The following is a 26981-nucleotide window of genomic DNA, read 5'->3' as shown; positions in this document are numbered from 1 at the left end:
CCAGGACTGACCCGGCCGTCCCCGGCCTCGCGGGCGCAACGACGCGCCCACGCCCCGCACTGTTCGTAGTGCTGTGGCGTATCCGCAGGCCAAGGGGACTCTTCACGCTACGACCGACTCTGTCCAGCCTGCCAGAAGGACCGCATCGCCATGGCTTCCACCCCTGACCAGCCGAACGCCGCCGCGCCGCGCCGCAAGGTGAGCCGCCACCGCGGCGAGGGCCAGTGGGCGGCCGGCCACATGACGCCGCTCAACGCCAACGAGCAGTTCAAGCGGGACGACGACGGTCTCAACGTGCGGACACGCATTGAGACGATCTACCGGTACCGCGGCTTCGACGCGATCGACGGCGCGGACCTGCGCGGCCGCATGCGCTGGTGGGGTCTGTACACCCAGCGCAAGCCCGGGATCGACGGCGGCAAGACCGCGATCCTTGAGCCGGAGGAGCTGGACGACAAGTACTTCATGCTCCGCGTCCGCATCGACGGCGGCCGGCTCACCACCGAGCAGCTGCGCGTCATCGGCGAGGTCTCCCAGGAGTTCGCCCGCGGCACCGCCGACATCACCGACCGGCAGAACATCCAGCTGCACTGGATCCGCATCGAGGACGTCGCCGAGATCTGGCAGCGCCTGGAGGCCGTGGGCCTGTCCACCACCGAGGCGTGCGGCGACACCCCGCGCGTCATCCTCGGCTCCCCCGTCGCCGGGATCGCCGAGGACGAGATCCTCGACGGCACCTGGGCCGTGGACGAGGCCCACCGCCGCATCGTCGGCAACAAGGAGTTCTCCAACCTCCCCCGCAAGTTCAAGTCGGCGATCTCCGGCTCCCCGCTGCTGGACGTGGCCCACGAGATCAACGACGTCGCCTTCGTCGGCGTCCGCCACCCCGAGCACGGGCCGGGCTTCGACGTGTGGGTCGGCGGCGGTCTGTCCACCAACCCCAAGATCGGCGTCCGGCTGGGCGCGTGGGTCCCGCTGGAGGAGGTCCCGGACGTCTTCGAGGGCGTCATCTCGATCTTCCGCGACTACGGCTACCGGCGGCTGCGCACCCGCGCCCGGCTGAAGTTCCTGGTCGCCGACTGGGGCGCGGAGAAGTTCCGCCAGGTGCTGGAGGACGAGTACCTGGGGCGCGAGCTGGCCGACGGCCCCGCCCCCGACCAGCCGGTCCAGCAGTGGCGGGACCACGTGGGCGTGCACCGCCAGAAGGACGGCCGCTACTACGTCGGCTTCGCGCCGCGCGTCGGCCGGGTGGACGGCACCACGCTCAGCAAGATCGCCGAGCTGGCGGAGGCGCACGGCTCCGGCCGGCTGCGGACCACCGTCGAGCAGAAGATGATCGTGCTGGACGTCGAGCAGGACCGGGTCGACTCCCTCGTCTCGGGTCTGGAGGCGCTGGACCTGCAGGTGAGGCCCTCCCCGTTCCGGCGCGGCACGATGGCCTGCACCGGCATCGAGTTCTGCAAGCTGGCCATCGTCGAGACCAAGGCGCGCGGCTCCTCACTGATCGACGAACTCGAGCGCCGGCTCCCGGAGTTCGAGGAGCCGATCACGATCAACATCAACGGCTGCCCGAACGCCTGCGCCCGGATCCAGGTCGCCGACATCGGCCTCAAGGGCCAGCTCGTGCTGGACGACGAGGGCAACCAGGTGGAGGGCTACCAGGTGCACCTGGGCGGCGCGCTGGGCCTGGAGGCCGGTTTCGGCCGCAAGGTCCGCGGGCTGAAGGTCACCGCGGACGAGCTGCCCGACTACGTCGAGCGCGTCCTGAAGCGCTTCCAGGCCGAGCGTACGGACGGCGAGCGCTTCGCGCAGTGGGTGACGCGGGCGAGCGAGGAGGCCCTGTCGTGAGCGAACGCGCCGCACCGTTCTACTGCCCCTACTGCGGGGACGAGGACCTGCACCCCGCGGAGCAGGGGCACGGCGCCTGGGAGTGCCGGTCGTGCAACCGCGCGTTCCAGCTGAAGTTCCTGGGCCTGCTGGCCCGGGGGCTGCGTACCGAGACCGGTGAGGGAGGCCCTTCGTGACCACCGCGCAGCAGCACACCGCGGACGAACTGCGGGCGCTGGCCGAGCAGGCGGGCCGCGACCTGGAGGACGCCCCCGCGCTCGACATCCTGCGCTGGGCCACCGGCACCTTCGGGTCCCGGTTCTGCGTCACCTCCTCGATGGAGGACGCGGTCGTGGCGCACCTGGCCTCGCGCGTCGCCCCGGGCGTCGACGTCGTCTTCCTCGACACCGGCTACCACTTCCCGGAGACCATCGGCACCCGTGACGCGGTCGCCGCCGTCATGGACGTGGAGGTCATCACGCTGACCCCGCGTCAGAGCGTGGCCGAGCAGGACGCCGAGTACGGGCCGAGGCTGCACGACCGCGACCCCGACCTGTGCTGCGCGCTGCGCAAGGTCACGCCGCTGGAGGAGGGCCTGACCGGCTACGACGCCTGGGCGACCGGCCTGCGCCGCGACGAGTCCCCCACCCGCGCGAACACCCCGGTCGTGGGCTGGGACGCGCGGCGCGGGAAGGTCAAGGTCTCCCCCATCGCCCGCTGGACGCAGGACGACGTGGACTCCTACGTCACGGAGCACGGGGTGCTCACCAATCCGCTGCTCACGGACGGTTACGCCTCGGTCGGCTGCGCCCCCTGCACCCGCCGGGTGCTGGAGGGCGAGGACGCCCGGGCCGGCCGCTGGGCGGGACGGGCCAAGACCGAGTGCGGGCTGCACGGCTGATGACGACGGAACGGATCTCCCGGGAGGGGCGGATGGGCGTGACGGGCACAGGGGCCACGGTGTGGCTCACGGGTCTGCCGAGCGCGGGCAAGACCACGATCGCCCGGGCGCTGGCCGGGCGGCTGCGCGGCGACGGGCACCGGGTGGAGGTCCTGGACGGCGACGAGATCCGCGAGTTCCTCTCCGCGGGCCTCGGCTTCGGCCGCGAGGACCGGCACACCAATGTGCAGCGGATCGGTTTCGTCGCCGAACTCCTCGCCGCCAACGGGGTCAAGGTGCTGGTCCCGGTCATCGCGCCGTACGCCGACAGCCGGGAGGCCGTCCGCAAGCGCCACGAGGCGCGGGGCACGACGTACCTGGAGGTGCACGTCGCCACCCCGGTGGAGGTCTGCACCGTGCGTGACGTGAAGGGCCTGTACGCCAAGCAGGCCGCGGGCGAGATATCCGGGCTGACCGGCGTCGACGACCCGTACGAGGCACCCGAGACCCCCGATCTGCGGATCGAGACCCAGGACCACACCGTCGAGGACTCGGCGGCGCTGCTCACGGCGTTGCTGGTGGAGAGGGGACTGGCGTGACCACCGTAGTCGCGGTCGACGAGAGCACCGGCAATCCTTTCGCGCTGTCGCACCTGGACGTTCTGGAGTCCGAGGCGGTGCACATCTTCCGTGAGGTGGCGGGGGAGTTGGAGCGGCCGGTGATCCTCTTCTCCGGCGGCAAGGACTCCATCGTCATGCTCCACCTGGCGCTGAAGGCCTTCGCCCCCGCGGCGGTCCCCTTCTCGCTGCTGCACGTCGACACGGGTCACAACTTCCCCGAGGTGCTGGAGTACCGGGACCGCACCGTGGCGGAGCACTCCCTGCGGCTGCACGTCGCCTCGGTGCAGGACTACATCGACGACGGCCGGCTGCGCGAGCGCCCCGACGGCACCCGCAACCCGCTGCAGACCGTGCCGCTGACCGAGGCCATCCAGGAGCTGCGCTTCGACGCGGTCTTCGGCGGCGGCCGCCGTGACGAGGAGAAGGCCCGCGCCAAGGAGCGGGTGTTCTCGCTGCGCGACGAGTTCTCCCAGTGGGACCCGCGCCGCCAGCGCCCCGAGCTGTGGCAGCTCTACAACGGCCGGCACGCCCCCGGCGAGCACGTGCGCGTCTTCCCGCTGTCCAACTGGACCGAGCTGGACGTGTGGCAGTACATCGCCCGCGAGGGCATCGAGCTGCCGGAGATCTACTACGCCCACGAGCGCGAGGTGTTCCGGCGCGGCGGCATGTGGCTGACCGCGGGCGACTGGGGCGGGCCGAAGGACGGCGAGTCGGTGGAGACCCGGCTGATCCGCTACCGCACGGTGGGCGACATGTCCTGCACCGGCGCGGTGGACTCCGACGCCGCCACCATCGACGCGGTCATCGCCGAGATCGCCGCGTCCCGGCTCACCGAGCGGGGCGCCACCCGGGCCGACGACAAGCTCTCCGAGGCCGCGATGGAAGACCGCAAGCGCGAGGGGTACTTCTAGCCATGACCACCGGCACCACCGCCGAGCAGCTCTCGGCCACCTCCCTGCTGCGCTTCGCCACCGCGGGTTCCGTCGACGACGGCAAGTCCACGCTGGTCGGCCGGCTGCTGCACGACTCCAAGTCGGTGCTCGCCGACCAGCTGGAGGCCGTCGAGCTGGCCTCCGCCCGCCGCGGGCAGGAGGCGCCGGACCTGGCGCTGCTCACCGACGGCCTGCGCGCCGAACGCGAGCAGGGCATCACCATCGACGTGGCGTACCGCTACTTCGCCACGCCGCGGCGGCGGTTCATCCTGGCGGACACGCCGGGGCACGTGCAGTACACGCGGAACATGGTGACCGGCGCCTCGACCGCCGAGCTGACCGTGATCCTGGTGGACGCCCGCAACGGCGTCGTGGAGCAGACCCGCCGGCACGCGGCGCTGGCGGCGCTGCTGCGGGTGCCGCACGTGGTGCTCGCGGTCAACAAGATGGACCTGGCCGACTGGTCGGAGCCGGTCTTCGCGGCCATCGCCGAGGAGTTCACCGCCTACGCGGCCTCCATCGGCGTCCCGGAGATCACCACGATCCCCATCTCGGCCCTGGCCGGCGACAACGTCGTGTCCCCGTCGGCGAACATGGACTGGTACGGCGGCCCGACGATCCTGGAGCACCTGGAGACCGTTGCCGTCGGCAGCGACCCCGGCGGGCACCCGGCGCGCTTCCCCGTGCAGTACGTCATCCGCCCGCAGACCGCGGAGCACCCCGACTACCGCGGCTACGCGGGGCAGATCGCCTCGGGCGTGCTGCGCGTCGGCGACCCGGTGACGGTCCTGCCGTCCGGGCTGACCAGCACGATCAGCGGTATCGACGTGCTCGGCACCCCGGTCGACGTGGCGTGGGCGCCGCAGTCGGTGACGCTGCTGCTCGGCGACGACCTGGACATCTCGCGCGGCGACCTGATCGCGCCGTCCGACGCCGCCCCGGCGACCACCCAGGACGTCGAGGCGACCGTGTGCCACCTGCACGAGCGGCCGCTGAAGGTGGGCGCACGCGTGCTGCTGAAGCACAGCACGCGCACGGTCAAGGCGGTCGTGAAGCGGCTGCCGTACCGGATCGACCTGACCCGGGGGCTGGAGCACGAGGACGAGCCGGGCGAGCTGCGCGTCAACGACATCGGCACGGTGGTGCTGCGCACCTCGGAGCCGCTGCCGCTGGACGCGTACGCCGACTCCCGGCTCACCGGCTCCTTCCTGCTGATCGACCCGGCGGACGGCACCACGCTGACCGCCGGCATGGCGGGAGAGGCCTTCGCCGCCCGCACCGCCACGGCCGCGGGCGACGCGGCCGGTGACGACGAGGGGTGGGATTTCTGATGGCGTTCGACGACGCCTTCGCCGGATTCGCCAAGGAGGGCGGTCGCGTCGGCAGCGGCTGTCTGGGCAGCGGCACGGGCGGTGTCACGCGATGTGCGCGCTGACCCCGTCCGAGCACCGCACCCGCGCCGCGCACGCGGCACCGCACCACCGACCACCAGACAGCCACCACCCCGGCGCGCCGTAGAGAGCGCGAGCCGGGGCCATCGAGAGGACCGCCTCCCGTGACTGCCGATCGCACCACCGCCCCGAGAACGTCCGCCCGTCGCCGCCTCATAGCCGGCGCCGCCCTTCTGCCGCTGCTGGCCCTGGCCGCCTGCGGCTACGGCTCCGACAAGAAGGACGACACCACCAACGCGGCCGCGAGCAGCGGCACCAGCAAGAAGCTGTCCGCCTCGACGGTGAAGATCGGCTACTTCGCGAACCTCACCCACGCCACCCCGCTGGTGGGCCTGAGGGAGGGCTTCTTCGCCGACGAGCTGGGCTCGGGCACCACGATCAAGGAGTCGGTGTTCAACGCCGGGCCCGCCGAGATCGAGGCCCTCAACGCCGGTTCCATCGACATCGGCTGGATCGGCCCCTCCCCCGCGGTCAACGGCTGGACGAAGTCCGGCGGCAAGAGCCTGAAGATCATCTCCGGTTCGGCCTCCGGCGGCGTCAAGCTGGTCGTCAACCCGGACAAGATCAAGACCCTGAAGGACGTCAAGGGCAAGAAGATCGCCACCCCGCAGCTCGGCAACACCCAGGACGTGGCGTTCCTCAACTGGATCGCCGAGCAGGGCTGGAAGGTCGACGCGACCAGCGGCAAGGGCGACGTCTCCGTGGTCCGCACGGACAACAAGGTCACCCCCGACGCCTACAAGACCGGCTCCATCGACGGCGCATGGGTGCCCGAGCCCACCGCGTCCAAGCTGGTCGCCGAGGGCGCGAAGGTGCTCCTGGACGAGCGTGACCTGTGGCCGGACAAGAAGTTCGTCATCACGAACGTGATCGTCTCCCAGGCGTTCCTCAAGGACCACCCGGACGTCGTCGAGGCCGTCCTGCGCGGCTCGGTGAAGACCAACGCCTGGATCAGCGCCAACCCCGACAAGGCCAAGGCCGACGCCAACGCGCAGTTGGAGAAGCTCTCCGGCAAGCCGCTGCCCGCCGATGTCATCGACCCGGCGTGGGAGAGCATCCAGGTCATCGACGACCCGCTGGCGTCCACCCTGCAGACCGAGGCCGACCACGCCGTCACCGCCGGCCTGCTGGAGAAGCCCTCGCTCAAGGGCATCTACGACCTGACGATCCTCAACAAGATCCTCAAGGGCGAGGGCAAGGCCGGGATCGACGACGCCGGTCTCGGCGGCTGAGGCCCGGCAGCACCGATGAAGACCGCAGCCCCAGCCCTCAGGAGGTGACGCCATGGCCACCGCACTCACCAAGCAGCCCGCCGTGACGGTCGACGCGGCCCCGTACGCCGCACGGCTCGAGCACGTCTCGAAGTCCTTCGGCCGTCCCGGCGCGGAGACGCACGTGCTGGACGACATCAGCATCGATGTCGCCCCGGGCGAGTTCGTCTGCCTCCTGGGGGCCTCGGGCTGCGGCAAGTCCACACTGCTCAACCTGGTCGCGGGACTCGACCGGCCGTCCGCCGGGGGCATCGAGACCCCCGGCGGCCGCCCGGCCCTGATGTTCCAGGACCACGCCCTGTTCCCGTGGCTCACCGCGGGCAGGAACATCGAACTCGCCCTGCGCATGCGCGGCGTGCCGCGCGCCGAGCGGCGCCCGGAGGCCGAGCGGCTGCTGGAGCTCGTCCGTCTGAAGGGCGCGTACGGCAAGCGGGTGCACGAACTGTCCGGCGGCATGCGGCAGCGCGTCGCGCTGGCCCGGGCGCTGGCGCAGGACAGCCAGTTGCTGCTGATGGACGAGCCGTTCGCGGCACTCGACGCCATCACCCGTGACGTCCTGCACGAGGAGATCACCCGCATCTGGGCCGAGACCCGCCTGTCGGTGCTCTTCGTGACCCACAACGTCCGCGAGGCGGTGCGGCTCGCGCAGCGGGTCGTGCTGCTCTCCTCGCGGCCGGGACGGATCGCCCGGGAGTGGACGGTCGGCATCCCGCAGCCGCGCCGCATCGAGGACTCGGCGGTCGCCGAGCTCTCCGTGGAGATCACCGAACACCTCCGGGGGGAGATCCGGCGCCATGGCCAGCACTGAGACGAAGGCGGACGTCAGGCCGGGCGGCGACCTCGCGGGGCTGGAGGCCGGGCTCGACGCCCTGGAGACCCGGTCCGCCACCCGCGTGCCGCTGGCCCGCGTACTGCTGCAGAAGGCCGTTCCCCCGCTCGTCGCCATCGCGCTGGTGCTGGTGGTGTGGCAGCTCGCGTACCACTTCGAGCTCAAGCCGCACTACCAGCTGCCCAGTCCGGCGGAGGTCGGGCGCGCCCTGCAGGACAAGTGGCTCGACGGCACCCTGCTCGGCTACGTCTGGACGAGCCTGTCGCGCGGCGCGCTGGGCTTCGTGGCCTCCGTCGCGATCGGCACGCCGCTCGGCCTGCTCGTGGCGCGGGTCCGGGTGGTGCGGGCCGCGATCGGGCCGATCCTGTCGGGCCTGCAGTCCCTGCCGTCGGTGGCGTGGGTGCCCGCGTCGATCATCTGGTTCGGGCTCTCGGACGCCACGATCTACTGCGTGGTGCTGCTGGGCGCGGTGCCCTCGATCGCCAACGGCCTGGTCGCGGGCGTCGACCAGATCCCGCCGCTGTTCCTGCGGGCCGGCCGCACCATCGGCGCCACCGGCATCCACGCGGTGCGGCACGTGCTGCTGCCGGCCGCCCTGCCGGGTTACCTCGCCGGCCTCAAGCAGGGCTGGGCCTTCTCCTGGCGCTCCCTGATGGCCGCCGAGCTCATCGCCACCTCTCCCGACCTCGGCGTGGGCCTGGGCCAGCTGCTGGAGCAGGGGCGCGAACTGTCCGACATGCCGAGCGTGCTGGCGGCGATCCTGCTGATCCTGATCGTCGGCATCGGCATCGAACTGCTGGTGTTCGCGCCGCTGGAGCGTTCGGTGCTGCGCAGCCGCGGCCTGTTCGCACGGGGCTGACCATGACCGCGCATCCCGTCCTCCTCGTCATCGCCCACGGCAGCCGCGACCCGCGGCACGCCGCGACCGTCCACGCGCTGACCGAGCGGGTCCGGGCGGCCCGTCCCGGGCTGCGCGTGGAGACGGCCTTCCTCGACCACTGCGCGCCGAACGTGCCGCGGGTCCTGGACCGGCTGGCCGCGGAGGGCGTGCGCGAGGTGGTGGCGCTGCCGCTGCTGCTCACCCGGGCCTTCCACGCCAAGGCCGACATCCCGGCGGTGCTGCGCGAGTCCGCGGCACGGCACGCCCGGATGCGCGTGCACCGGGCCGACGTGCTCGGCCCCTCACCACTGCTTCTGGCCGCGCTGGAGCGGCGGCTGCGCGATGCCGGGCTCGGCCCCGGCGACCGCCCCTCGACCGGGATCGTCCTGGCGTCGGCGGGCTCCTCGGACCCGGAGGCGATCGCAGTGATCGCAGAAATCGCGCGGGAGTGGCGGCGTACCGGTTGGTGCGCCGTGCGGCCTGCGTTCGCCTCCGCATCCCTTCCCACCACGGACGAGGCGGTGCGCGCACTGCGCGCCGAGGGCGTACGGCACGTCGCCGTCGCGCCGTACGTCATCGCGCCGGGCTTCCTGCCCGACCGCATCGCCCGTGGCGCCCTGGCCTCCGGGGCGGACGTCCTCGCCGACGTCCTCGGCGACGCCCCGGAGGTCGCCCGGCTGCTGCTGCGCCGCTTCGACGAGGCGCTGCGACCCAGGGTCGCGCTGGCGCTGGCCTGAGGCGCGGCGCGCCGCGGGCGGCGTGTCGTCAGGACACGGCGTCCGCAAGGCGTTCGACCTGGGCGGGGTCCGACGACCAGCAGTAGAGCATCACTTCGTCGGCACCGATGCCGGCGTACCCGGCGACCGCGTCGCGGATCTGCTCCGGAGTGGCCAGGAGGCCCTCCGCCACACGGTCGGCGAAGTCGGTGAAGGCGTAGTAGGCGCGGATGTTGCCGCGGGCGGCGGTGACCACCGCGTCCGGACCGAGCGCGACGTTGGCCTGGGCGACCAGGCGGGGCCAGCCGGGCCGTGCGTGCCGTTCCCAGCTCCGTTCCGCCTCCCGGAAGAGCCGGTCCATCGCCTTGGGCGGCAGTCCGGCGCCGAGGAAGCCGTCGCCGTGGCGGCCGACCCGGTCGACCGCCGCCGGGGCGAAGCCGCCGAAGAGCACCTCGGGCCCGCCCGGGGTCGCGGGGGCGGGGCCGATCGGCCCGGCCCCGTCGCCGTACGGGTCACCCGCCCACAGGCGGCGCAGCACGGTCATCTGCTCGTCGAGCAGGCGGCCGCGCCGGCGGAAGTCGGCTCCCGCCGCGCGGAAGTCGTCCTCGCGGGCGCCCACGCCGATGCCGAGGGTGAAGCGGCCTGCCGACAGCCGGTCCAGCGTCGCGGCCTGCTTGGCCAGGACGGCGCCGTCACGGAACGGGGTGATGAGGACCTCGGTCTGCAGCCGGATCCGGCGGGTCGCCCCGGCGAGCACGGCGAGGGTGACCAGCGGTTCGGGGTTGTCGTACACGAGGCGGTCGAGCAGGCCGAGGGTGCTGAACGGACCGTCGTCGGCGCGGCGGGCCCAGGTCGTCAGCACGGCGGGGTCGTCGACGGGAAGGCCGAGACCGATCTTCATGGGGAACTCCTCCGGAAGGGCAGGGACAAGTGGTGCCGCCCCTCCGTGACCGCACGGCCGACCGTGCGGGCCGCTCCCGTTCTGCGGCGTCCTTCAGGGAGCGTGTGCGTCGAGTGCTGCCACCGTAACCCGGCGCCCCCCGCCCCGCTTCTTCATTTCTCCCGTGTCGGACCGGCCGAGGGCCTGTCGCCAAAGTCCCTCCCCCAGCCTTCGGCCGGGTGTGCCCCCACCCCGCGCCGCTCCCCCAGCGGAGCTGGGGGAGCCGCTGGGCCCGCCCTCCGGGCGGTGGGGGCACCTCCCAGCGGTAGCTGGGGGAGCTACTTTGACGACAGGCCCTAGTAGTAGTGGCGCAGCGACGGCCACAGCCGTGACCACGGTTCGTCCGGGCCGGTGCACAGGACGATCGCGGCGTGCTGCTCCTCGTTGTCGACGTGCTGCCCGTTGTCGACGCGGCCGACCTGGCGGCACCCGGTGAAGTGGCGTTCGACGCCGTCGGCGTCCTCCTGACGCACCAGCAGCACCGGGCCGGTGGCGGAGTCCGGTGGCGGGCCCCAGTCGGCGAAGCTCATGTGGGCGGAGTAGGGGGCGGGCAGGCCCCGGGCGGGGCCGTAATGGGCGAGGGCACCCGCCTCGCCGTAGTTCTGCGCCAGGACGACGGCGCGGGAGCGGTCCTCGGCGGGCACGTCCGACCAGACGCCGGCGACGGCGTCGGCGAGTTGCGGCCAGCCGATCTGCTCGCCCTGCTCCTTGTTGACGGCGTTCACGACGGCCACGCCGCGCGGCGGGAGCACCGGCAGCGAGATCAGGGCGCTGATGACCGCCGTCACCGCGACGGCCGGCCACATGGCGCGCGGCCGGGAGACGGACGTGACGCAGCCCGCGGCGAGCAGGACGAGCAGCAACGGCAGGCAGTAGTACGGCTTCCCGCCGGAAGCGACGACCAGGACGGCGAGCAGGACGTAGGCCGGGGCGAAGGCACGGGCCCACCGCAGCGCGGGATCGCGCCACAGCCGCAGCCCGCCCGCGATCCACACCGGGACGAACACCGGTGAGAGGAAGAGGATCTGCTGGGGCACGAACAGGACGCGGTTCTCGGCGCCGTCGTCCGCGCTGATGCCGCCCGCGACGGTCAGCTGGGGCCAGCCGTGCGCCGCCTGCCACCACAGGCCGGGCAGGGCCACCGCGAGCGCGACGGCGGCTCCGGCGACCGGCCACCAACCGCGCAGCACGTCCTGGGGGCCGGTGGCGAGCAGCGCCGCGAGGAGGGCGACGGCCAGCAGGGCGACCAGGTACTTGTTCTCCAGGCCGACGCCCAGGGCCGCGCCCACCGCGAGCCACAGCCGGCCGTCCCCGGTGCGCAGCAGCCTCAGCAGGATCCAGCAGACGACCACCCACGCGAGCACGTCGAAGGTGGCGGTGGAGACCAGGTGGCCGACGGCGAGGACGAAGCCGGAGACCGCCGTGCACACCGCCGCGAGCACCTGCGCCGGACGCCCGCCGCCCAGTTCCCTGGCGACGAGGGCGACGATCACGACCGTCGCGGCGCAGGCGAGCGTGGCCACCACCCGCAGCCCGGCGGGCGTCTCGCCGAAGACCGCGGTGGACAGGCGGGCGGCGAGCGGGGTCAGCGGGGGCTGGTCGACGTAACCCCAGGCGAGGTGGTCGCCGGCGACGAGGAAGTACAACTCGTCACGGTGGAAGCCGTAACGGCCGGACAGCGCGGTCAGCACGGCGGCGACCGCGGCCGCGACCGCCAGGACGGGCACCGCGGCGAAGGACGCCACCTGCGCGCGGACGTGCGTAGCGGACATCCCCCACCCCCCGGTGCTCCCGGACGACGGTACCGGGGCGGTGCCCGGGGGGCCACGGTTCCGGCCGGACGGCGGTCGTCTAGTGTGCCGTGCACGGATTCGGGAGGGGTCATGGCAGAGGCGGCAGGAAGACGACGGCGCATCGCGGCGTGGGTGCTCGGACCGGTGGGGCTGCTGCTCGCGGTCGGTGCGGTGGTGACGGCCCGGACCGGCTACACGACGGGCACCGTCTCGAGCGCGGCCATGGAGCCGACCTACTCCCCCGGTGAACGGCTCCTGTTCGAGCGGGTGGGCGGGGACGAGGTACGGCGCGGCGACGTGGTGCTGATCGACGGGCAGAACCGGTACGGCGGGCTGGTGCTGGAGCGCGTGATCGGCACGGGCGGCGACCGCGTCGCCGAGCGGAGCGGCGGGCCGGTGACGGTGAACGGCAAGGAGCTGTCCGAGCCGTACGTGAAGGGCGGGGATCCGTCGGGCGGCGCGCCCGCGTTCGACGTCACGGTGCCCGAGGGGCGGCTCTTCCTGCTCGGCGACCATCGCGCGGACTCCAGGGACTCCCGCTGGTTCCTCCGCGAGCAGTCGGGCACCCTCCCCGCCGCAGGGGTGCGGGCCCGGGTTCTGGATGACCGCGGCCGCGCGCTGCTGCCGGCCCTGGCGGCGCTGCTCGGCCTCACGCTGGCGATCACGGGCCTCGTCCTGGGGATCACCGCCCGGGTCGCCCGGCTCCGCGAACGGCGCCCGGCCGCACCGCCGGTCTGGGGCAGCGCTCCGCCGGTGTCCTAGACCTCGACGTCGAAGCGGTTCAGCCGGGAGCCCCCGGCGCGCGAGGCGCGGTCGAGCAGTGCGCTCAGGACGCGGCGGCCCGGGGTGAGCCGGGCGCGGGCCTGCGGCGGGAGGTCCCACAGCGTGCGGGAGTCCCGCAACCGCAGGCCCCACGCGGCCAGTTCACGGGGGTCGTCGCAGCTCCAGCCGACGTTGACGGCGCGCGGGCGGCGCGCCTCGGCGGAGCCGACGGTGTCCATCAGGAGGACCGATCCGGGGAACCGGTCGCGGATGACGTCCACCGCGGAACGGGCCCCGGCCTCGGTGAGGTAGATGAGCACGGCCTCGGAGACGAAGAGGTAGGGGCCGGGCGCCGCCGCGACGGCGGCCGCCCAGTCCGCTTCCGCGGCCGAACCGGCGACCATGCGGCGGCGCGCGTGCTCGGTGAAGAGCTCGCGGCGCAGCGCGATGACGTCCGGCAGGTCGACCTCGACCCAGGTGGCGGTGCCGTTGTCGACCCGCTCGTAACGGGTGTTCAGGCCGGCGCCGATCTCGACGACGGTGCCGGACGGGTGCTCGTCCAGGAACTCGCGCACCCAGCCGTCGAGGACGACGCCCCGGAAGACCGGGCCGAGCAGCCTCAGCCCGCCGCCGATGCGCGAGACGTCGTAGTCGAGGGCGCCGGCCAGTTCGACCGACCGCGGGTCGCGGGTCAGCGGCCGCCTGCGTCGCGTCTCGGCCGCCCTCGCGTGCAGCGGTATGAGCAGGGTCTCCTGCACCGGGCCGAGTTCGACGCGCCGACGTTCCATGCCCGCACCGTACAGCGGTCAGGCGCCGCGCAGGGCGTCGGCGAGGGGGCCGTCGCCGGTGACCTCGGCGGCGCCGTCGCGCAGGGACTCCGCGATGCCGCGGACGGCGCCCGCGGGCACGGCGAGCACCGCGTCGGGGCGCTTGGCGGGGCCGTCGGCGTACGAGGGGGTCTCACCGCCGAGTTCGATGTGGAAGGCGCCCTCGTCGAGGCGGACCTCGACCACTCCCGCGGGGACCCCGGGGAGCGCGGCGAGGTGCCGCATGAGGGGTACGGCCGCCCAGTGCGCGCGGACGGCGTCGGTGGGCCGGGGGTCCTGCAGTTCCGGCGCGCCCCATTCGGCGAGGGCGCCGAGCACGGGGAGCAGTTCACCTCCGCGCCGGGTGAGTTCGTAGACGTACGCGGCACCGGGCGGCGCGAGGCGGCGGCGGGTGACCAGGCCGTCGCGCTCCATCTCCTTGAGCCGGGAGGCGAGGACGTCGGTGCTGACGCCGGGCAGGTCGGCGTGGAGGTCGGTGTACCGGCGGGGACCCGCCAGCAGCTCCCGGACGATCAGGAGCGTCCAGCGCTCCCCGACGGTGTCCAGGGCGCGGGCGACGGCGCAGTACTGGTCGTAACTTCGGCGCGGCATGATCCCCAGTGTAGACAAGTGGTTGGACTTTCCAAGCGCGCACTTGGTAAAACCAAGCAGAGCAGCGTACCGAGCAGGATCGCGGGACCGGGTCGGGAGGCCGTCGCATGGAGTACAAGCAGTCGGGCAAGCTGGCGGACGTCTGCTACGAGATCCGCGGGCCGGTGATCGAGCACGCCAACGCGCTGGAGGAGGCCGGGCACAGCGTCCTGCGCCTCAACACGGGCAATCCTGCGCTGTTCGGGTTCGAGGCGCCCGAGGAGATCCTGCAGGACATCATCCGCACGCTCCCCGCGTCGCACGGCTACAGCGACTCGCGCGGCATCCTGTCGGCCCGCCGGGCGGTGGCCCAGCACTACCAGGAGCGCGGGCTCGCCGACGTCGGCGTGGACGACGTCTTCCTCGGCAACGGGGTGTCCGAGCTGGTGCAGATGGCCGTCCAGGCCCTCGTCGACGACGGCGACGAGGTGCTGATCCCGGCCCCCGACTTCCCGCTGTGGACGGCCGTGACGAACCTGGCGGGCGGCAAGGCGGTGCACTACCTCTGCGACGAGCAGGCGGACTGGTTCCCCGACCTCGACGACATCGCCTCCAAGATCACCAGCCGTACGCGGGCGCTGGTCATCATCAACCCCAACAACCCCACGGGCGCGGTCTACCCGCGCGAACTGCTCGAGGGCATGCTCGACCTGGCACGGCGGCACCACCTGGTCGTCTTCGCCGACGAGGTCTACGACAAGATCCTCTACGACGACTCCGTCCACCACTCGGCGGCGCAGCTCGCCCCCGACGTGCTGTGCCTGACCTTCAGCGGGCTGTCCAAGGCCTACCGCGTGGCGGGCTTCCGCTCCGGCTGGCTGGTCGTCACCGGGCCCCGGCAGCACGCCAGGAGCTACCTGGAGGGCCTGACGATGCTGGCCTCGATGCGGCTGTGCCCCAACGTCCCGGCCCAGCAGGCGATCCAGGCCGCGCTCGGCGGCCGGCAGAGCATCAAGGACCTGATCCTGCCCGGCGGACGGCTGCACGAGCAGCGCGACAAGGCCTGGGAGAAGCTGAACGAGATCCCCGGCGTCAGCTGCGTCAAGCCCAAGGGCGCGCTCTACGCCTTCCCACGGCTGGACCCGAAGGTGCACCGGATCCACGACGACGAGAAGTTCGTGCTCGACCTGCTGCTCCGCGAGAAGATCCAGGTCGTCCAGGGCACCGGCTTCAACTGGCCGCGCCCGGACCACTTCCGCATCCTGACCCTCCCCCGCGCCGACGACCTGGACGCCGCCATCAGCCGCATCGGCCGCTTCCTCGCGGGCTACCGGCAGTAGCCCGGGGCCGGGGGAAACGTCCCGGAAGGGAAGCGGGGGCGGGAAGTGGGTGCGCTGGGATTCCTTTTGCAGAGGAGCGGAGAGAAGGAAGCGCCCCGCGGAGCCCCCGCGCGCCGCTCACCCTAGCGAGGAGGCACCGGGCCGGCGCATCCCGTTTTCGTGCGGCCGGGCACCGCGACGGCGGTCGTTGTAGGGGGCAACACTCCCGTGGGCGGGGGTTTTCCCCACTCCCTGGGGAGGAGAAACCCTCCGCCGGTTCACCTGTCAGCCGGATGGGGCGGTGTCCCGCGGACCCATAGCGTCGAGGGCGAGGCGGTGGTGAGGTTCCACCGCCCGGCTTCGAGGGGGTTCGCAACCGTGGCAAGCGCACACGGCAGGGCACGTACCGCGGGGACGGTACGCGGGCAGGGCATCGCCGCCGCCATGGGCGGCTGGAGCGCCCGGCACCGCTGGACGGCGGTCGGGAGCTGGCTGCTCTTCGTCGTACTCGCGCTGGTCATCGGCTCGATGGCCGGGCGGGTCGACCTGACGGACCGGGAGGAGGTGCCCGGGGAGTTCGGGCAGGCGGTGGCCATCCTGGACGACGCCGGGCTGAACGACGGACCGGCCGGTGAGATGGTGCTGGTCCAGGCGGCCGGGGGCTCCCTGAAGGCCACCGACCCGGCGTTCCGGGCCGTGGTCGGGGAGGTCGTCGCCGCGGTGAAGGGCACCGGCGAGGTCGCCTCCGTCCAGTCGCCGTACGACGTCGGAGCGGTCTCCGAGGACGGCCGGTCCGCACTGGTGAGGTTCGACCTGCGCGGCGACCCGCAGACTGCGCCCGACCGGGTCGAGCCGGTCGTCGACGCCGTACAGGGCGTCCAGGACCGGCACCGCGATCTGAAGGTCGAGCAGTTCGGCGAGGCCAGCTCGGAGAAGGTCTTCAACGACGCCTTCGGCAGCGACTTCCAGCGCGCCGAGTACTCGGCGCTGCCGGTCGCGCTCGGCATCCTGCTGATCGCCTTCGGCGCGCTGGTGGCGGCACTGCTGCCGGTGGCGCTGGCGATGACGGCCTTCCTCGCGACGACCGGCCTGGTGGCCGTCGTCAGCCACGGGGTGCACATGAGCGACACCGCCAACTCCGTGATGCTGCTGGTCGGGCTGGCGGTCGGCGTCGACTACTGCCTGTTCTACCTGCGGCGTGAGCGCGAGGAGCGGGAGGCGGGACACGACGCGCAGACCGCGCTGCGGATCGCGGCGGCCACCAGCGGCCGGGCGGTGCTGGTCTCCGGCGTGACGGTGATCGTGGCGATGGCGGGCATGCTCTTCACCGGCATCGGCGACTTCAAGGCGATGGGCCTGGCCACGATGATGGTGGTGGCCGTGGCGATGTTCGGCTCGGTGACGGTGCTGCCCGCGCTGCTGTCCCTGCTGGGCGAGCGGGTCGAGAAGGGCCGGATCCCCTTCCTGCGCCGCCGGGGCAAGGGGGCGAGCGGGGAGTCCCGCATCTGGCGGGCGGTCCTCGCGGGCGTGCTGCGCCGCCCGGTGGTGGCGGCGGCGGTCGCCGGCGGGGCACTGGTCGCGCTGGCCGTCCCGGCGGTCGGCCTGAACACCGCGAACCTGACGCTGAGCCAGGAACTTGGCGACGGCCTGCCGGTCGTGCGGGCGTACGAGGACATCAACAAGGCGTTCCCGGGCGGCCCGGAGCCGGCCCAGGTGGTCGTCAAGGCCGCGGACATCACCTCGCCCGAGGTCCGTCGGGCCATCGACGCCTTCTCCCGGGAGGCCGTGGCCAAGGGCGCCTCCCCCGGGCCGGTGGAGACGGAGCTCCACGAGAAGGCGGGCGTCGCCGTCCTCAAGGTGCCGCTGACGGGCGGCACGGACGAGGAGAGGGCCGAGGCCTCACTTAAGGTCCTGCGCGACGAGGTGCGCCCGGACACCCTGGGCGAGGTGGCCGGCCTCACGGCGCCGATCGGCGGCTCGACCGCTGCCTCGATGGACTTCACCGACAAGATCGGCGACGCGGTTCCCCCGGTCTTCGCCTTCGTCGTGGCCTTCGCCTTCCTGCTGATGCTGCTCTCCTTCCGGTCGCTGACCATCGCGGTCACCTCGATCGTGCTCAACCTGCTGTCGGTGGGCGCCGCCTACGGCATCCTCACCATCGTCTTCCAGCACGGCTGGGGCGCCGGTCTGGTGGGCGCCGAGGGCGTGGGCGCGATCGTGGCATGGCTGCCGCTGTTCCTGTTCGTGATCCTCTTCGGGCTGAGCATGGACTACCACGTCTTCGTGGTCTCCCGGATCCGGGAAGCGCGGATGCGGGGGCTGACCACGCAGGGCGCGATCCGGCACGGCATCACGACGACGGCCGGTGTGGTGACCAGCGCCGCGGTCATCATGGTGGCGGTCTTCGCGATCTTCGGCACGCTGTCCATGCAGAGCATGAAGCAGATGGGCGTGGGCCTGGCCGCGGCGGTGCTCATCGACGCCACCGTCATCCGCGGTGTGCTGCTCCCTGCGGTGATGGCCCTGCTGGGCGAGCGCAACTGGTACCTGCCCAAGTGGCTCGGCTGGCTGCCGGACATGACCCACGACGAGGCCGGCGTCGAGCCCGCCCCGGTGCGGCCGGTCACCGCCCCGGCACCGGTCGAACCCTCGGGTGTGGGCCGCTGAACCGGCGGACGCCACGCGGACGCTCCGGCCCGGCCCCCGTCGCCACGGGGGCCGGGCCCCGGCGTACCGCCACCCGGCTCAGGGCCCGCCGGCGCCGAACATCCCCATGAGGGCCTCGACGATGAGCGTGCTCGCGGCAGCCGTGCCGAAGGCGGTCGCCGGCAGGTAGCCCACGGCGGCGTCCTGCGGCGACGGGGAGCTCTCCTCGGGCCGCCAGGCCGCCGACAGTTCGTCCTCGCCGCTCACGAACGCGGCCACCTGCTGCCCGTCGCGCCACAGCACACTGCTGTGGGAACTGACGGGTTCGAAACGGTAGGCCCGGCCTGGAAGCTCGGCACGGATGCCGAACGAGGAGCGGGTCAGCCGCCCCGGCCGAGGTGCAGCCCGGCCGCGTCGCCGCCGACCGTCATGGTCAGCCGGCCCGCCTCGCGGGTGCCCACCGGGGGCTGGGCGCGGTCCCGCGCCTCCCCTCCACGGACGATCGTCGCGGTCGGCAGCCCCGGGCCCTCCACCCGGGCCAGGGCCACGTCATCGCCCGGCAGGGTGATGGTCAGCGAGCCGAACACCTCGTCCCGCACCGCGCGCCGCGGCGCCGGGCCGGCGGCCGGTGCCTCGCCCAGGTTCCTCACCGTCCCGTCGCAGGCGGCGTGACCGGGCGGCCACTCCCCCACCGCAAGCCCGCGCAAGCCCGCCCGGCGGGGTCCCGGCCTAGCTCTCGGCGCCGGGGCGCGGGGTTATGGCCCCGCGCCCCGGGCCGTCCACCGCGCGCGCGGCCGGGGCCGTGGACGCGCCCGCGGAGCCAGGGGTACGGAACGGGTCGAGGGCGGGTGCCGGACCGCGCGCCGTGAGGGGCGCGGTCCGGTCGGGATCCGAGAAGAGGTCTCGCTCATCACCTGAAGTCGACATGCCCGCAGCGTATCCCGTGTTCGAATATTTGTGCGATCCCCCGGAAGAGTTAACGCTCCGGCGGCCCGAACCGCCGCACCGAGGCGGCCCTCACCGGCTCGTACGGCCGCCACGGCCCTCGCCCCTCCCCGCCGTCCCCGTCCCCACCCCCGTCCTCCGCGCCGTCCGGGCGGCCGGTGGCCACGAACGCGGCGAGCGCCCCGCCGAAGGCCCGGGCGAGGGCGCGGTCGGCGTCGTCCACCGGTCCCAGCATCGGGGCGTCCGCGTACGCGGCGAAATCGCCGAAGAGGAAGGGGAGTTCGGCGCAGTGCGTGGCGCCCAGGGTGCCGTCGTCGCCGGGCGGGCGCCGCGTGAAGCGGTAGGCGTACGCGGGCCGGCCCTTCTCGGCGCAGCGGGCCGCGATCGCGGTGACCCCGGCCCCGAAGACCCGCTCGGTCCCGGCCGCGTCGGGGAAGTCGGCGGGCGCGGCGGCACGGAAGGCGGTCATCTCGTCCTGCGTGCTGCCCAGCAGGACGTCCGTACCGTCCAGGCCGCCCGCGGCCACCGCCGCCATCGGGGCGCGGGGCAGGCCCGCCCCGCCGAGGACCGGGTACATCGGCGGGGCGACGTCGCCGGGCCGGGCGCGCTCGGCCGACAGCCGCCCGTACGCCGACACGAGCCGCTCCGCGGGCAGTTCCCGCAGTTCCGGCGGGTGCGTGACGCCCAGGACCCGCAGATAGGCGGCGGTGACCTCGGCCGCCTCGGCGGGCTCCCGAGGTGCGAGCCCCCACGGCCCGCTCTCGGCGAGCACCCGCCGGCCGAGTCCGTGCGTGCCCGGGTCGACGGCGAGGCAGAGCGCGCAGTACGCGCCGGCCGACTGCCCTCCCACCGTGACCAGCGCGGGGTCACCGCCGAAGGACGCGATGTTGTCGCGCACCCAGCGCAGCACCGCGGCCTGGTCCCGGCTGCCGAGGTTGTCCGCGCCGAGTTCCGGCAGGTACAGCCAGCCCAGCGGGCCGACACGGTAGTTGGCGGTGACGACGACGATGCCGCCGAGGGCGGCGAGCCGCGTGCCGTCGTACCAGTCCCAGCCGCCCGAGCCGGTGGTGAAGCCGCCGCCGTGGAACCACACCAGCACCGCCCGGGGACCGGCACCGGCCTCGAGCGCCCCCTCGGGCGCCCACACGTTGAGGGTGAGGCAGCCGTCCTCGTCCCCGTGCGGCTCGCGCGGACCCATGACGACCGCCAGCCGGGACGGCGCCTGCGGCACCTCGGGGCCGGCGTGGGCCGCGTCGCGCACGCCGGACCAGCCGGAGTGCGGTGCGGGCGGGGCGAACCTCAACGCGTCCACCGGCGACGCCGCGTAGGGGATCCCGCGGAAGGCCGCCACGCCCCGCTCCCCGGTCACCCCGCGCACGGAGCCCCGCTCCGTGGCCACCACAGGCCGCCGCTGTCCTTCGGTCTCACTGTCCATGGCAGCCGGTCTACCGGCAACGACCGGCCGGCGGCCACGACCTGCCCGGCCGACGCGGCGGCGAATACCCCCGATGCCGCCCGGACCGCCGGGCGCGCGCGATGCGCGCGATGCGCGGCGGTTCCCGTCAGACCCCGGGCGTCCCTGCCACCTCGCCGGCCCCGGCCCGGGCGGCCGCCGCCTCTGCCTCCGCAGCCTGCCGTTCCCGCTCCTTGCCGCGGGCGGCGGCGCGCCGGCCGTAGAGGATCGTCCACGCGATGAGGACACCGGTGACGGCGTACGCCATCACCGAGTTGACCGTCACCATGGTGGCGGTCGACAGCTTGTACGAAAGGCCGATCCTGGCGAGTGCCTCGAGGATGTAGCCGACCCCCCACGCGACGGTCATGGTGCGGATGACGTGGCGGAAGCCCTCGTACTGCCACAGGCCGTCGAACCGCTCGGCGTCCTCCTTGGTGCCGTTGGTGCCGAACTTGCGCCCGAAGTAGAACATCAGCGGCCGCGGCGCGAGCAGGCTGGCCAGGCAGACCACCCCGAACAGGCCGGTGACCGCGGAGTCCTTGACCAGCAGCAGGCGCGTGGAGTGCGGGCCCACCACGGTGACGACCACGGTGATCACCAGGAACACGAGGGTGATGACGGCGAACTCGTCCACCTTGCGGCGCCAGGCGAGCGTGATGGCGGTGTCGAGCACCGGCCACACACCGGAGACGAGCAGGGCGGAGAACTCGCTCCAGCCGGCGTCGGTGAGCCGCCCGTAGGTGAGGATGGGCAGGACGATGTTGAAGGTGATGGTGAGCGCCCAGCCGAGCGCGGACGACGTGCCGGAACGTGCGGACACGGCTTTCCCCCCGTAGTAGTTGCCGAAGCCGCAGGGGAACATACGCCCGGCGCCGCCGCCCCGGCCGGGCTCTTTGCCCAGGCTTTAGGACGGCGGCGCCGCATGTGCCACCGGGCCCCGGAGCGGGGCCCGGCACCGGTTCAGTCCTCCGGGGGCAGTTCCCCGGCGAAGGCCGCGGCGAGCCGCAGCCAGGGCGCGGCCTCGGCCTCGCGCCCCTGCCGCTGGAGGGTCCGGCCCAGCATCAGGTGCGCGTAGTGCTCGACCGGGTCGCGCTCGACGACCACGCGCAGCTGCTCCTCGGCACGGCCGAGCTGGGCGGAGTGGTAGTAGGAGCGGGCGAGCAGGAGGCGCGGGGCGACCTGCTCGGGCACCTCGTCGACGACGGCCGTGAGCAGCCGGGCCGCCTCGGTGTACTCCTTGGCCTCGAAGTAGAGCCCGGCGCGCGCCCAGCGCTCCGCCGTGGTCTCCTCGTAGGCGGCGTAGGACCCTTGGTTGGTGGTGGTGTTCACGCGAGCTCCTCTCCGGGTGCGGTGTGCGGCATGCGGCCGGCCGGCTCCCGTCCGAACCGGCCCCGCTCGAAGTCCTCGACGGCCTGCATGACCTCGGCCTTGGTGTTCATGACGAACGGGCCGAAGTGCGCGACCGGTTCGCGGATCGGGCGGCCGCCCAGGATCAGGACGTCCAGGGCGGGGGTGCGGCTGTCGGGGTGGTCGGTGGCCTCCAGGGTCAGGGTGTCGCCGCTGCCGAACACGGCCAGCTGGTGCGCGTCCAGCGGGCGCCGTTCGGCTCCGGCGGTACCGCGCCCGGACAGCACGTAGGCCAGGGCGTTGAAGTCCGGCCGCCAGGGCAGGACCAGGCGCGCGCCGGGACTGACGGTGGCGTGGGCCAGCGTGATCGGGGTGAAGGTGCTCCCCGGTCCCGCGTGGCCCGCGACCTCGCCGGCGATGACGCGGACCAGCGCGCCTCCGTCGGGCGAGGACAGCAGCGCCGCCTCCGGGCCCTCGATGCTCTGGTAGCGGGGCGCGTTCCACTTGTTCGCCCGCGGCAGGTTCACCCACAGCTGGACGCCGTGGAACAGCCCGCCGGAGACGACCAGTTCCTCCGGCGGCGCCTCGATGTGGAGGATGCCGCTGCCGGCCGTCATCCACTGCGTGGCGCCGTCGGTGATCGTGCCTCCGCCGCCGTGCGAGTCCTGGTGCTCCATGCGGCCGTCGATCATGTACGTGACGGTCTCGAAGCCGCGGTGGGGGTGCCACGACGTGCCCTTGGGCTCGCCCGGCGCGTACTCGACCTCACCCATCTGGTCCATGTGGATGAAGGGGTCGAGCTCCCGCGTCGGCACGCCCGCGAAGGCGCGGTACACCGGGAAGCCCTCACCCTCGAAGCCCTGCGGGGCGGCGGTCACCCTGCGCACCGGGCGATGCTCCGCGGTCAGCGGGTCGGGCTCGGTGACACGGGGCAGCAGCAGGGTGTTCTCCACGGTCACGGCAGGCATGACGCCCTCCTCGGCAGTCCCGGCGGGCCCGGTCCGGGCTCCGCACGGTCGGTTTAACATTCAACCAACCGAATCCATTCCGGCCCTCCGTCCGCCGCGGAGGTCCCGGGCCCCGGCCGGCCTCAGAAGCCGAAGCGCGGGCGCTCGCCCTCCGGCACCAGGTCCACGTACTCGGGGTGCTTGCCGATCCACGCGCGGATGAACGGGCAGAAGGGCAGCACCGCGAGCTCCCGCTCCCGGGCCGCGTCCAGCGCGGCCCGGGCGAGGGCGCCGCCGAGCCCGCGACCGCCGAAACGGGGGTCCACCTCGGTGTGGATGAACGCGATCTGGTCCCGGTACAGGTGGTACTCGGCGAAGCCGGCCACCTCCTCGGCACCGCCCTCCTCCGCCGCGTCGAAGACCTCGAAACGGGACTTGCCGGGGTTGTCGGCGACGCGCAGTGCCATCGTCTCTCCTACTCGGGCCGCAGGGCGGCCAGTTGCTGTGCGAACGGAACGACCGTATCGGCCGCGGTCACAGGAGCCGGGGGCCGCGTCACCAGCAGCGCCGCCAACTCGCCCGCGGCGCGGACGATACGGGTCGGCAGGGTGTCGGTGAGCGCGTCGCCGCTGCCGCCCCAGTCCTCCGACGCCGCGTACACGGCGGTCGGGACGACCACGGCCCGCAGGTAGGCGAAGAGCGGCCGCAGGGCGTGCTCCAGCGCCAGCGAGTGCCGGGCCGTACCGCCGGTGGCGGCGATCAGCACGGGCTTGCCGGCCAGCGCGTCGTTGTCGATCACGTCGAAGAACGACTTGAACAGCCCGCTGTACGAGGCGGAGAAGACCGGCGTCACCGCGATCAGGCCGTCCGCCTCCGTGACGGCGGCGACGGCGTCCGCCAGGGTGCGACCGGGGAAACCGGTGACCATGTTGTGGGCGATGTCCACGGCCAGGTCGCGCAGTTCGACCACCCGCACGTCGACCGTGCGGCCGCCGTCCGCGACGGCCCGCCGTACGGCCTCGGCGAGCCGGTCGCCGAGCAGCCGCGTGGACGACGGCGTGCTCAGGCCCGCCGAGACGACCACGAGCTTGAGGGGTGCGACGGTCACTTCGCGGCCTCCTTCTCCTTCTCCTCCACGGCCCGCGCGTCACGGCGGGCGACCAGCGACGCGTGCGTCGGGGCCTCCGGCACGTCCGCGGGACGGCCCTTGGCGAACTCCTCCCGCAGCACCGGCACGACCTCCTCGCCGAGCATGTCGAGCTGCTCCAGCACGGTCTTCAGCGGCAGTCCCGCGTGGTCCATCAGGAACAGCTGGCGCTGGTAGTCGCCCGCGTACTCGCGGAAGCCCAGCGTCCGCTCGATGACCTGCTGCGGCGAACCGACGGTCAGCGGGGTCTGCTCGGTGAAGTCCTCCAGCGACGGGCCGTGCCCGTACACCGGCGCGTTGTCGAAGTACGGCCGGAACTCGCGGACGGCGTCCTGCGAGTTCCTCCGCATGAACACCTGGCCGCCGAGGCCGACGATGGCCTGCTCGGGGGTGCCGTGGCCGTAGTGCGCGTAGCGCGCGCGGTACAGCTCGACCATCCGCTTGGTGTGGTCGGCCGGCCAGAAGATGTTGTTGTGGAAGAAGCCGTCGCCGTAGTACGCGGCCTGCTCGGCGATCTCCGGCGAGCGGATGGAACCGTGCCAGACGAAGGGGGCCACGTCGTCCAGCGGGCGGGGCGTCGAGGTGAAGCCCTGCAGGGGGCTGCGGAAGCGGCCGGCCCAGTCGACGACGTCCTCCCGCCACAGCTTGTGCAGCAGGGCGTAGTTCTCGACCGCCAGCGGGATGCCCTGCCGGATGTCCTGCCCGAACCAGGGGTAGACCGGTCCGGTGTTGCCGCGGCCCATCATCAGGTCGACGCGGCCGTCGGCCAGGTGCTGCAGCATCGCGAAGTCCTCGGCGATCTTCACCGGGTCGTTCGTGGTGATCAGCGTGGTCGAGGTGGAGAGGATCAGCCTCTCCGTGCGGGCGGCTATCCAGCCGAGCATGGTCGTCGGGGACGAGGGCACGAACGGCGGGTTGTGGTGCTCACCGGTCGCGAAGACGTCGAGCCCCACCTCCTCGGCCTTGAGCGCGATCGCCGTCATGGCCTTGATCCGCTCGTGCTCGGTCGGCGCCCTGCCGGTCGTGGGGTCCATGGTCACGTCACCCACAGTGAAGATCCCGAACTGCACCGGCTTCACCCTCCTCGGTCGTCTCGCATATGTTGTTGATTATTCAACCACCCCCATCAACGAGATGCCCCACCGGGCTATTCCTCCCACGGGGGCGCCATAGACGGCGCTGACGGAAGGCAGGGTTCACGAACCACGGGGCCGGGCCGCTTCGCCCCAGGACAGGCACCCACCGCGAGGCCCCCGCGCACACATCAGCGGCCACCGTGCAGGCGGTCCGCGGACCCGGCTCCGGCCGGCTCGCCGCGGGCGAGGGCACCGCCGACGACCCCGGCGACAGGCGCTCCGTACACGCACCACGCGTCCATGGGCCCATGGGCCCATGGCACCTGCGGGGGGCGCGGGGCGGTTGGGACACGGACGGCCGACCGTAGCGGACCGTGAAGGGGAAAGGCGAATTACGTTCACGAGTGGGTGAAAAGTGCCCATGTGACTGGATCGGAACACCTTCGGCAGAGCACTCTCAGGGGCGCCAGCCCGGCGTACGCCGCCTCGTGCGCCCTGCGACGCTCCCCCCTCCTGCCTCCGAGCCGAAGTCCGTTTCCTGACACATGAGCCACGTGATGCTGTCCCCGAAGCCCACCGCCCTTGACGCGCGTTCCACGGCGGGCCTCGTCCGGCAGTGGCGCAGAGCCGTGGAGCCGCAGGCGCTCGCCGCGGCGTACGACGCACTCGCCGCGGCAGGGCCGCTCGTGCCGACGCCGTGGGGCGCGCTCCTGGTCACGGGGTACGAGGAGTGCCGGCAGGTGCTGACCGGGCGGGAATGGCTCACCCTCGGGGCCCGGTGGCGCGACGCCCACCGCCCCGGATGGCGGCAGAGCGCGAGCACGGTCGGGCTGTGCGAGACGCCCCTGCAGCAGGATCCGCCGGAGCACACCGCGCGCCGGCGTCCGCTCAACGCGGTGCTGGCCCCGCGGGTCGTGCGGGAGGCGGCGGAGCGGCTCGTGGAGCCGCTCACCGACCGCCATGTGCGGGAGTTCGCCGCGGTCGTGCGCCGTGACGGCGCCGCCGACGTCGTCTCCCGGGTCTGCCGGCCGCTGCCCACCGCGGTCCTGGCGGAGATGGCCGGGCTGCCGGAGTGGATCGACCGCGGGTGGCTCGCCGCCGAGAGCGCCGCCATGGTGCGCGTGGAGGAGCTCGCCGCGCCGCCCAGCGTCGTACGGCGGGCGGACGCCGCCGCCCTGTCCCTGCTCGACGCGTACGACCGCGCGCTGGCCGAACGCCGCCGGCACCCCACGGGGGACCTGCTGTCCCGGTGGGCCGCCGAGGACCCGGCGGGGGCCCGCTATCTGCTGCTGACGCTGTTCTCCGCAGGGGTGCCCACCACGGCCGCCCTGCTGGCCGGCACGGCGCTGACGCTGGTCACCGACCCCGCGTCTGCCGAAAGGATCCGCCAGGAGCCGGGGTTCACGGGGCCGCTCACGGACGAGCTGCTGCGCTGGGACCCGCCGGGACGCGTGGTGACCCGCGTGGCGGACGCGGACACCGAACTGGGCGGCCGCCCGGTGCCCGCCGGACGGGTCGTCCACGCGCTGATCGGCGCGGCGCACCGCGACCCGGCGCGCTTCCCCGCCCCGCACGTCTTCGACCCGGACCGGCCGGCGCAGCGGCTGCTCGCCTTCGGCGGCGGCCTGCACTACTGCCTCGGGTCCCATCTGGCCCGCGTGCAGGCACTCGCGTTCGCCCGGGCCTTCGCCCGCGAGCTGCCCGGCGCCCGGGCCGCCGCCCCGCCGGTGCGGCACGCCGGGCCGAGCATGGCCGACATCGCCCGGCTCACCATCCACTCGCCCCTCACCTAAGGGAGAC

The 26981-nt window shown here is 73.4% G+C and carries 27 protein-coding genes; 14 read left to right on the top strand and 13 right to left on the bottom strand.

Translation table 11 applies throughout. The annotated features are described in order from the left end of the window. Positions 1-150: 150 nt before the first annotated feature. The 10 genes from ACFV3E_RS11165 (at position 151) to ACFV3E_RS11120 (ending at position 9427) form a co-directional block, all read left to right on the top strand. Positions 151-1848, top strand: coding sequence for a nitrite/sulfite reductase (locus ACFV3E_RS11165; RefSeq protein ID WP_500534409.1), 1698 nt, complete (start codon positions 151-153; stop codon positions 1846-1848). Further along, complete coding sequence (locus tag ACFV3E_RS11160) at positions 1845-2024, top strand: hypothetical protein (RefSeq protein WP_500534408.1); 180 nt, start codon at positions 1845-1847, stop codon at positions 2022-2024. The genes ACFV3E_RS11165 and ACFV3E_RS11160 overlap by 4 nt, the downstream gene beginning before the upstream one ends. Then, complete coding sequence (locus ACFV3E_RS11155) at positions 2021-2728, top strand: phosphoadenylyl-sulfate reductase (protein ID WP_500534407.1); 708 nt, start codon at positions 2021-2023, stop codon at positions 2726-2728. The genes ACFV3E_RS11160 and ACFV3E_RS11155 overlap by 4 nt, the downstream gene beginning before the upstream one ends. 32 nt (positions 2729-2760) lie before the next feature. Next, positions 2761-3306 carry an adenylyl-sulfate kinase gene (cysC, locus tag ACFV3E_RS11150; protein WP_500534456.1) on the top strand — a complete coding sequence of 182 codons (546 nt, stop codon included), beginning with the start codon at positions 2761-2763 and terminating at the stop codon, positions 3304-3306. Continuing rightward, positions 3303-4238, top strand: coding sequence for a sulfate adenylyltransferase subunit CysD (gene cysD, locus ACFV3E_RS11145; RefSeq protein WP_500534406.1), 936 nt, complete (start codon positions 3303-3305; stop codon positions 4236-4238). The genes cysC and cysD overlap by 4 nt, the downstream gene beginning before the upstream one ends. A gap of 2 nt (positions 4239-4240) precedes the next feature. Beyond that, positions 4241-5590, top strand: a complete 1350-nt coding sequence (locus ACFV3E_RS11140) for a sulfate adenylyltransferase subunit 1 (protein WP_500534405.1) — start codon at positions 4241-4243, stop codon at positions 5588-5590. 224 nt (positions 5591-5814) lie between these two features. Beyond that, on the top strand, positions 5815-6942 hold the full coding sequence (locus tag ACFV3E_RS11135; RefSeq protein WP_500534404.1) for an ABC transporter substrate-binding protein: 1128 nt from the start codon (positions 5815-5817) through the stop codon (positions 6940-6942). Between the two features lie 52 nt (positions 6943-6994). Then, on the top strand, positions 6995-7789 hold the full coding sequence (locus ACFV3E_RS11130) for an ABC transporter ATP-binding protein (RefSeq protein ID WP_500534403.1): 795 nt from the start codon (positions 6995-6997) through the stop codon (positions 7787-7789). Further along, entirely contained in the window at positions 7776-8669 is an 894-nt protein-coding gene (locus tag ACFV3E_RS11125) for an ABC transporter permease (RefSeq protein WP_499514653.1), read from the top strand. Before ACFV3E_RS11130 ends, ACFV3E_RS11125 begins: the two co-directional genes overlap by 14 nt. 2 nt (positions 8670-8671) lie before the next feature. Next, the gene (locus ACFV3E_RS11120) at positions 8672-9427 is read left to right on the top strand and encodes a sirohydrochlorin chelatase (protein WP_500534402.1); all 756 of its coding nucleotides are present in this window, start codon (positions 8672-8674) and stop codon (positions 9425-9427) included. Positions 9428-9455: 28 nt separating this feature from the next. On the opposite strand, the gene ACFV3E_RS11115 is transcribed toward ACFV3E_RS11120, so the two are convergent. Further along, entirely contained in the window at positions 9456-10307 is an 852-nt protein-coding gene (locus ACFV3E_RS11115; protein WP_500534401.1) for an LLM class flavin-dependent oxidoreductase, read from the bottom strand. 335 nt (positions 10308-10642) lie between these two features. Next, positions 10643-12118, bottom strand: coding sequence for a glycosyltransferase family 39 protein (locus tag ACFV3E_RS11110; protein ID WP_500534400.1), 1476 nt, complete (start codon positions 12116-12118; stop codon positions 10643-10645). Between the two features lie 111 nt (positions 12119-12229). On the opposite strand from ACFV3E_RS11110, the gene lepB reads away from it, so the two are divergent. Beyond that, a complete protein-coding gene (gene lepB, locus ACFV3E_RS11105) occupies positions 12230-12901 on the top strand; it encodes a signal peptidase I (protein WP_500534399.1) in 672 nt (223 codons plus the stop codon). Here the strand turns inward: lepB and ACFV3E_RS11100 are convergent. Continuing rightward, a complete protein-coding gene (locus ACFV3E_RS11100; RefSeq protein WP_500534398.1) occupies positions 12898-13689 on the bottom strand; it encodes a class I SAM-dependent methyltransferase in 792 nt (263 codons plus the stop codon). The genes lepB and ACFV3E_RS11100 overlap by 4 nt on opposite strands. Positions 13690-13707: 18 nt before the next feature. Further along, positions 13708-14322, bottom strand: a complete 615-nt coding sequence (locus tag ACFV3E_RS11095; RefSeq protein ID WP_500534455.1) for a winged helix-turn-helix transcriptional regulator — start codon at positions 14320-14322, stop codon at positions 13708-13710. 104 nt (positions 14323-14426) lie between these two features. Between ACFV3E_RS11095 and ACFV3E_RS11090 the strand changes: the two genes are divergently transcribed. After that, positions 14427-15638, top strand: coding sequence for a pyridoxal phosphate-dependent aminotransferase (locus ACFV3E_RS11090; protein WP_500534397.1), 1212 nt, complete (start codon positions 14427-14429; stop codon positions 15636-15638). A 423-nt stretch (positions 15639-16061) separates the two neighbouring features. Continuing rightward, positions 16062-18284 carry an MMPL family transporter gene (locus ACFV3E_RS11085; RefSeq protein ID WP_500534454.1) on the top strand — a complete coding sequence of 741 codons (2223 nt, stop codon included), beginning with the start codon at positions 16062-16064 and terminating at the stop codon, positions 18282-18284. Positions 18285-18362: 78 nt separating this feature from the next. Here ACFV3E_RS11085 and ACFV3E_RS11080 read toward each other — a convergent pair whose 3' ends face one another. From ACFV3E_RS11080 to ACFV3E_RS11040, 9 genes are all read right to left on the bottom strand, one after another. Then, complete coding sequence (locus ACFV3E_RS11080) at positions 18363-18566, bottom strand: hypothetical protein (protein ID WP_500534396.1); 204 nt, start codon at positions 18564-18566, stop codon at positions 18363-18365. 77 nt (positions 18567-18643) lie between these two features. After that, the gene (locus ACFV3E_RS11075) at positions 18644-18913 is read right to left on the bottom strand and encodes a hypothetical protein (RefSeq protein WP_500534395.1); all 270 of its coding nucleotides are present in this window, start codon (positions 18911-18913) and stop codon (positions 18644-18646) included. A 326-nt stretch (positions 18914-19239) separates the two neighbouring features. Beyond that, entirely contained in the window at positions 19240-20643 is a 1404-nt protein-coding gene (locus ACFV3E_RS11070; RefSeq protein ID WP_500534394.1) for a carboxylesterase family protein, read from the bottom strand. Positions 20644-20770: 127 nt separating this feature from the next. Continuing rightward, positions 20771-21484, bottom strand: a complete 714-nt coding sequence (locus tag ACFV3E_RS11065) for a VC0807 family protein (protein ID WP_500534393.1) — start codon at positions 21482-21484, stop codon at positions 20771-20773. A gap of 140 nt (positions 21485-21624) precedes the next feature. Further along, positions 21625-21993 (bottom strand): tetratricopeptide repeat protein, encoded by a 369-nt coding sequence (locus tag ACFV3E_RS11060; RefSeq protein ID WP_500534392.1) that lies wholly within the window; start codon positions 21991-21993, stop codon positions 21625-21627. Next, a complete protein-coding gene (locus ACFV3E_RS11055) occupies positions 21990-22979 on the bottom strand; it encodes a pirin family protein (RefSeq protein ID WP_500534391.1) in 990 nt (329 codons plus the stop codon). The genes ACFV3E_RS11060 and ACFV3E_RS11055 overlap by 4 nt, the downstream gene beginning before the upstream one ends. 122 nt (positions 22980-23101) lie before the next feature. Next, a complete protein-coding gene (locus ACFV3E_RS11050) occupies positions 23102-23425 on the bottom strand; it encodes a GNAT family N-acetyltransferase (protein WP_500534390.1) in 324 nt (107 codons plus the stop codon). An 8-nt stretch (positions 23426-23433) separates the two neighbouring features. Next, on the bottom strand, positions 23434-24066 hold the full coding sequence (locus ACFV3E_RS11045) for an FMN reductase (RefSeq protein ID WP_500534389.1): 633 nt from the start codon (positions 24064-24066) through the stop codon (positions 23434-23436). Continuing rightward, the gene (locus tag ACFV3E_RS11040) at positions 24063-25175 is read right to left on the bottom strand and encodes an LLM class flavin-dependent oxidoreductase (protein ID WP_500534388.1); all 1113 of its coding nucleotides are present in this window, start codon (positions 25173-25175) and stop codon (positions 24063-24065) included. The genes ACFV3E_RS11045 and ACFV3E_RS11040 overlap by 4 nt, the downstream gene beginning before the upstream one ends. A 563-nt stretch (positions 25176-25738) precedes the next feature. Here ACFV3E_RS11040 and ACFV3E_RS11035 point away from each other — a divergent pair. Then, positions 25739-26974, top strand: a complete 1236-nt coding sequence (locus ACFV3E_RS11035) for a cytochrome P450 (RefSeq protein WP_500534387.1) — start codon at positions 25739-25741, stop codon at positions 26972-26974. Positions 26975-26981: the final 7 nt, after the last annotated feature.

The organism is Streptomyces sp. NPDC059718, assembly GCF_042733315.1.
Lineage (GTDB): Bacteria > Actinomycetota > Actinomycetes > Streptomycetales > Streptomycetaceae > Actinacidiphila.
The sequence above is the reverse complement of the archived record's forward strand: the minus strand, read 5'-3'. Positions and strand labels throughout refer to the sequence as shown.

What these genes read in the sequence shown, in the direction of transcription:
- ACFV3E_RS11165 (WP_500534409.1), top strand. Translation starts at nt 151, where the DNA reads ATGGCTTCCACCCCTGACCAGCCGAACGCCGCCGCGCCGCGCCGCAAG.
- cysC (WP_500534456.1), top strand. Translation starts at nt 2,761, where the DNA reads ATGGGCGTGACGGGCACAGGGGCCACGGTGTGGCTCACGGGTCTGCCG.
- ACFV3E_RS11140 (WP_500534405.1), top strand. Translation starts at nt 4,241, where the DNA reads ATGACCACCGGCACCACCGCCGAGCAGCTCTCGGCCACCTCCCTGCTG.
- ACFV3E_RS11130 (WP_500534403.1), top strand. Translation starts at nt 6,995, where the DNA reads ATGGCCACCGCACTCACCAAGCAGCCCGCCGTGACGGTCGACGCGGCC.
- ACFV3E_RS11125 (WP_499514653.1), top strand. Translation starts at nt 7,776, where the DNA reads ATGGCCAGCACTGAGACGAAGGCGGACGTCAGGCCGGGCGGCGACCTC.
- ACFV3E_RS11120 (WP_500534402.1), top strand. Translation starts at nt 8,672, where the DNA reads ATGACCGCGCATCCCGTCCTCCTCGTCATCGCCCACGGCAGCCGCGAC.
- ACFV3E_RS11115 (WP_500534401.1), bottom strand. Translation starts at nt 10,307, where the DNA reads ATGAAGATCGGTCTCGGCCTTCCCGTCGACGACCCCGCCGTGCTGACG.
- ACFV3E_RS11110 (WP_500534400.1), bottom strand. Translation starts at nt 12,118, where the DNA reads ATGTCCGCTACGCACGTCCGCGCGCAGGTGGCGTCCTTCGCCGCGGTG.
- lepB (WP_500534399.1), top strand. Translation starts at nt 12,230, where the DNA reads ATGGCAGAGGCGGCAGGAAGACGACGGCGCATCGCGGCGTGGGTGCTC.
- ACFV3E_RS11100 (WP_500534398.1), bottom strand. Translation starts at nt 13,689, where the DNA reads ATGGAACGTCGGCGCGTCGAACTCGGCCCGGTGCAGGAGACCCTGCTC.
- ACFV3E_RS11090 (WP_500534397.1), top strand. Translation starts at nt 14,427, where the DNA reads ATGGAGTACAAGCAGTCGGGCAAGCTGGCGGACGTCTGCTACGAGATC.
- ACFV3E_RS11085 (WP_500534454.1), top strand. Translation starts at nt 16,062, where the DNA reads ATGGGCGGCTGGAGCGCCCGGCACCGCTGGACGGCGGTCGGGAGCTGG.
- ACFV3E_RS11070 (WP_500534394.1), bottom strand. Translation starts at nt 20,643, where the DNA reads ATGGACAGTGAGACCGAAGGACAGCGGCGGCCTGTGGTGGCCACGGAG.
- ACFV3E_RS11055 (WP_500534391.1), bottom strand. Translation starts at nt 22,979, where the DNA reads ATGCCTGCCGTGACCGTGGAGAACACCCTGCTGCTGCCCCGTGTCACC.
- ACFV3E_RS11050 (WP_500534390.1), bottom strand. Translation starts at nt 23,425, where the DNA reads ATGGCACTGCGCGTCGCCGACAACCCCGGCAAGTCCCGTTTCGAGGTC.
- ACFV3E_RS11035 (WP_500534387.1), top strand. Translation starts at nt 25,739, where the DNA reads ATGCTGTCCCCGAAGCCCACCGCCCTTGACGCGCGTTCCACGGCGGGC.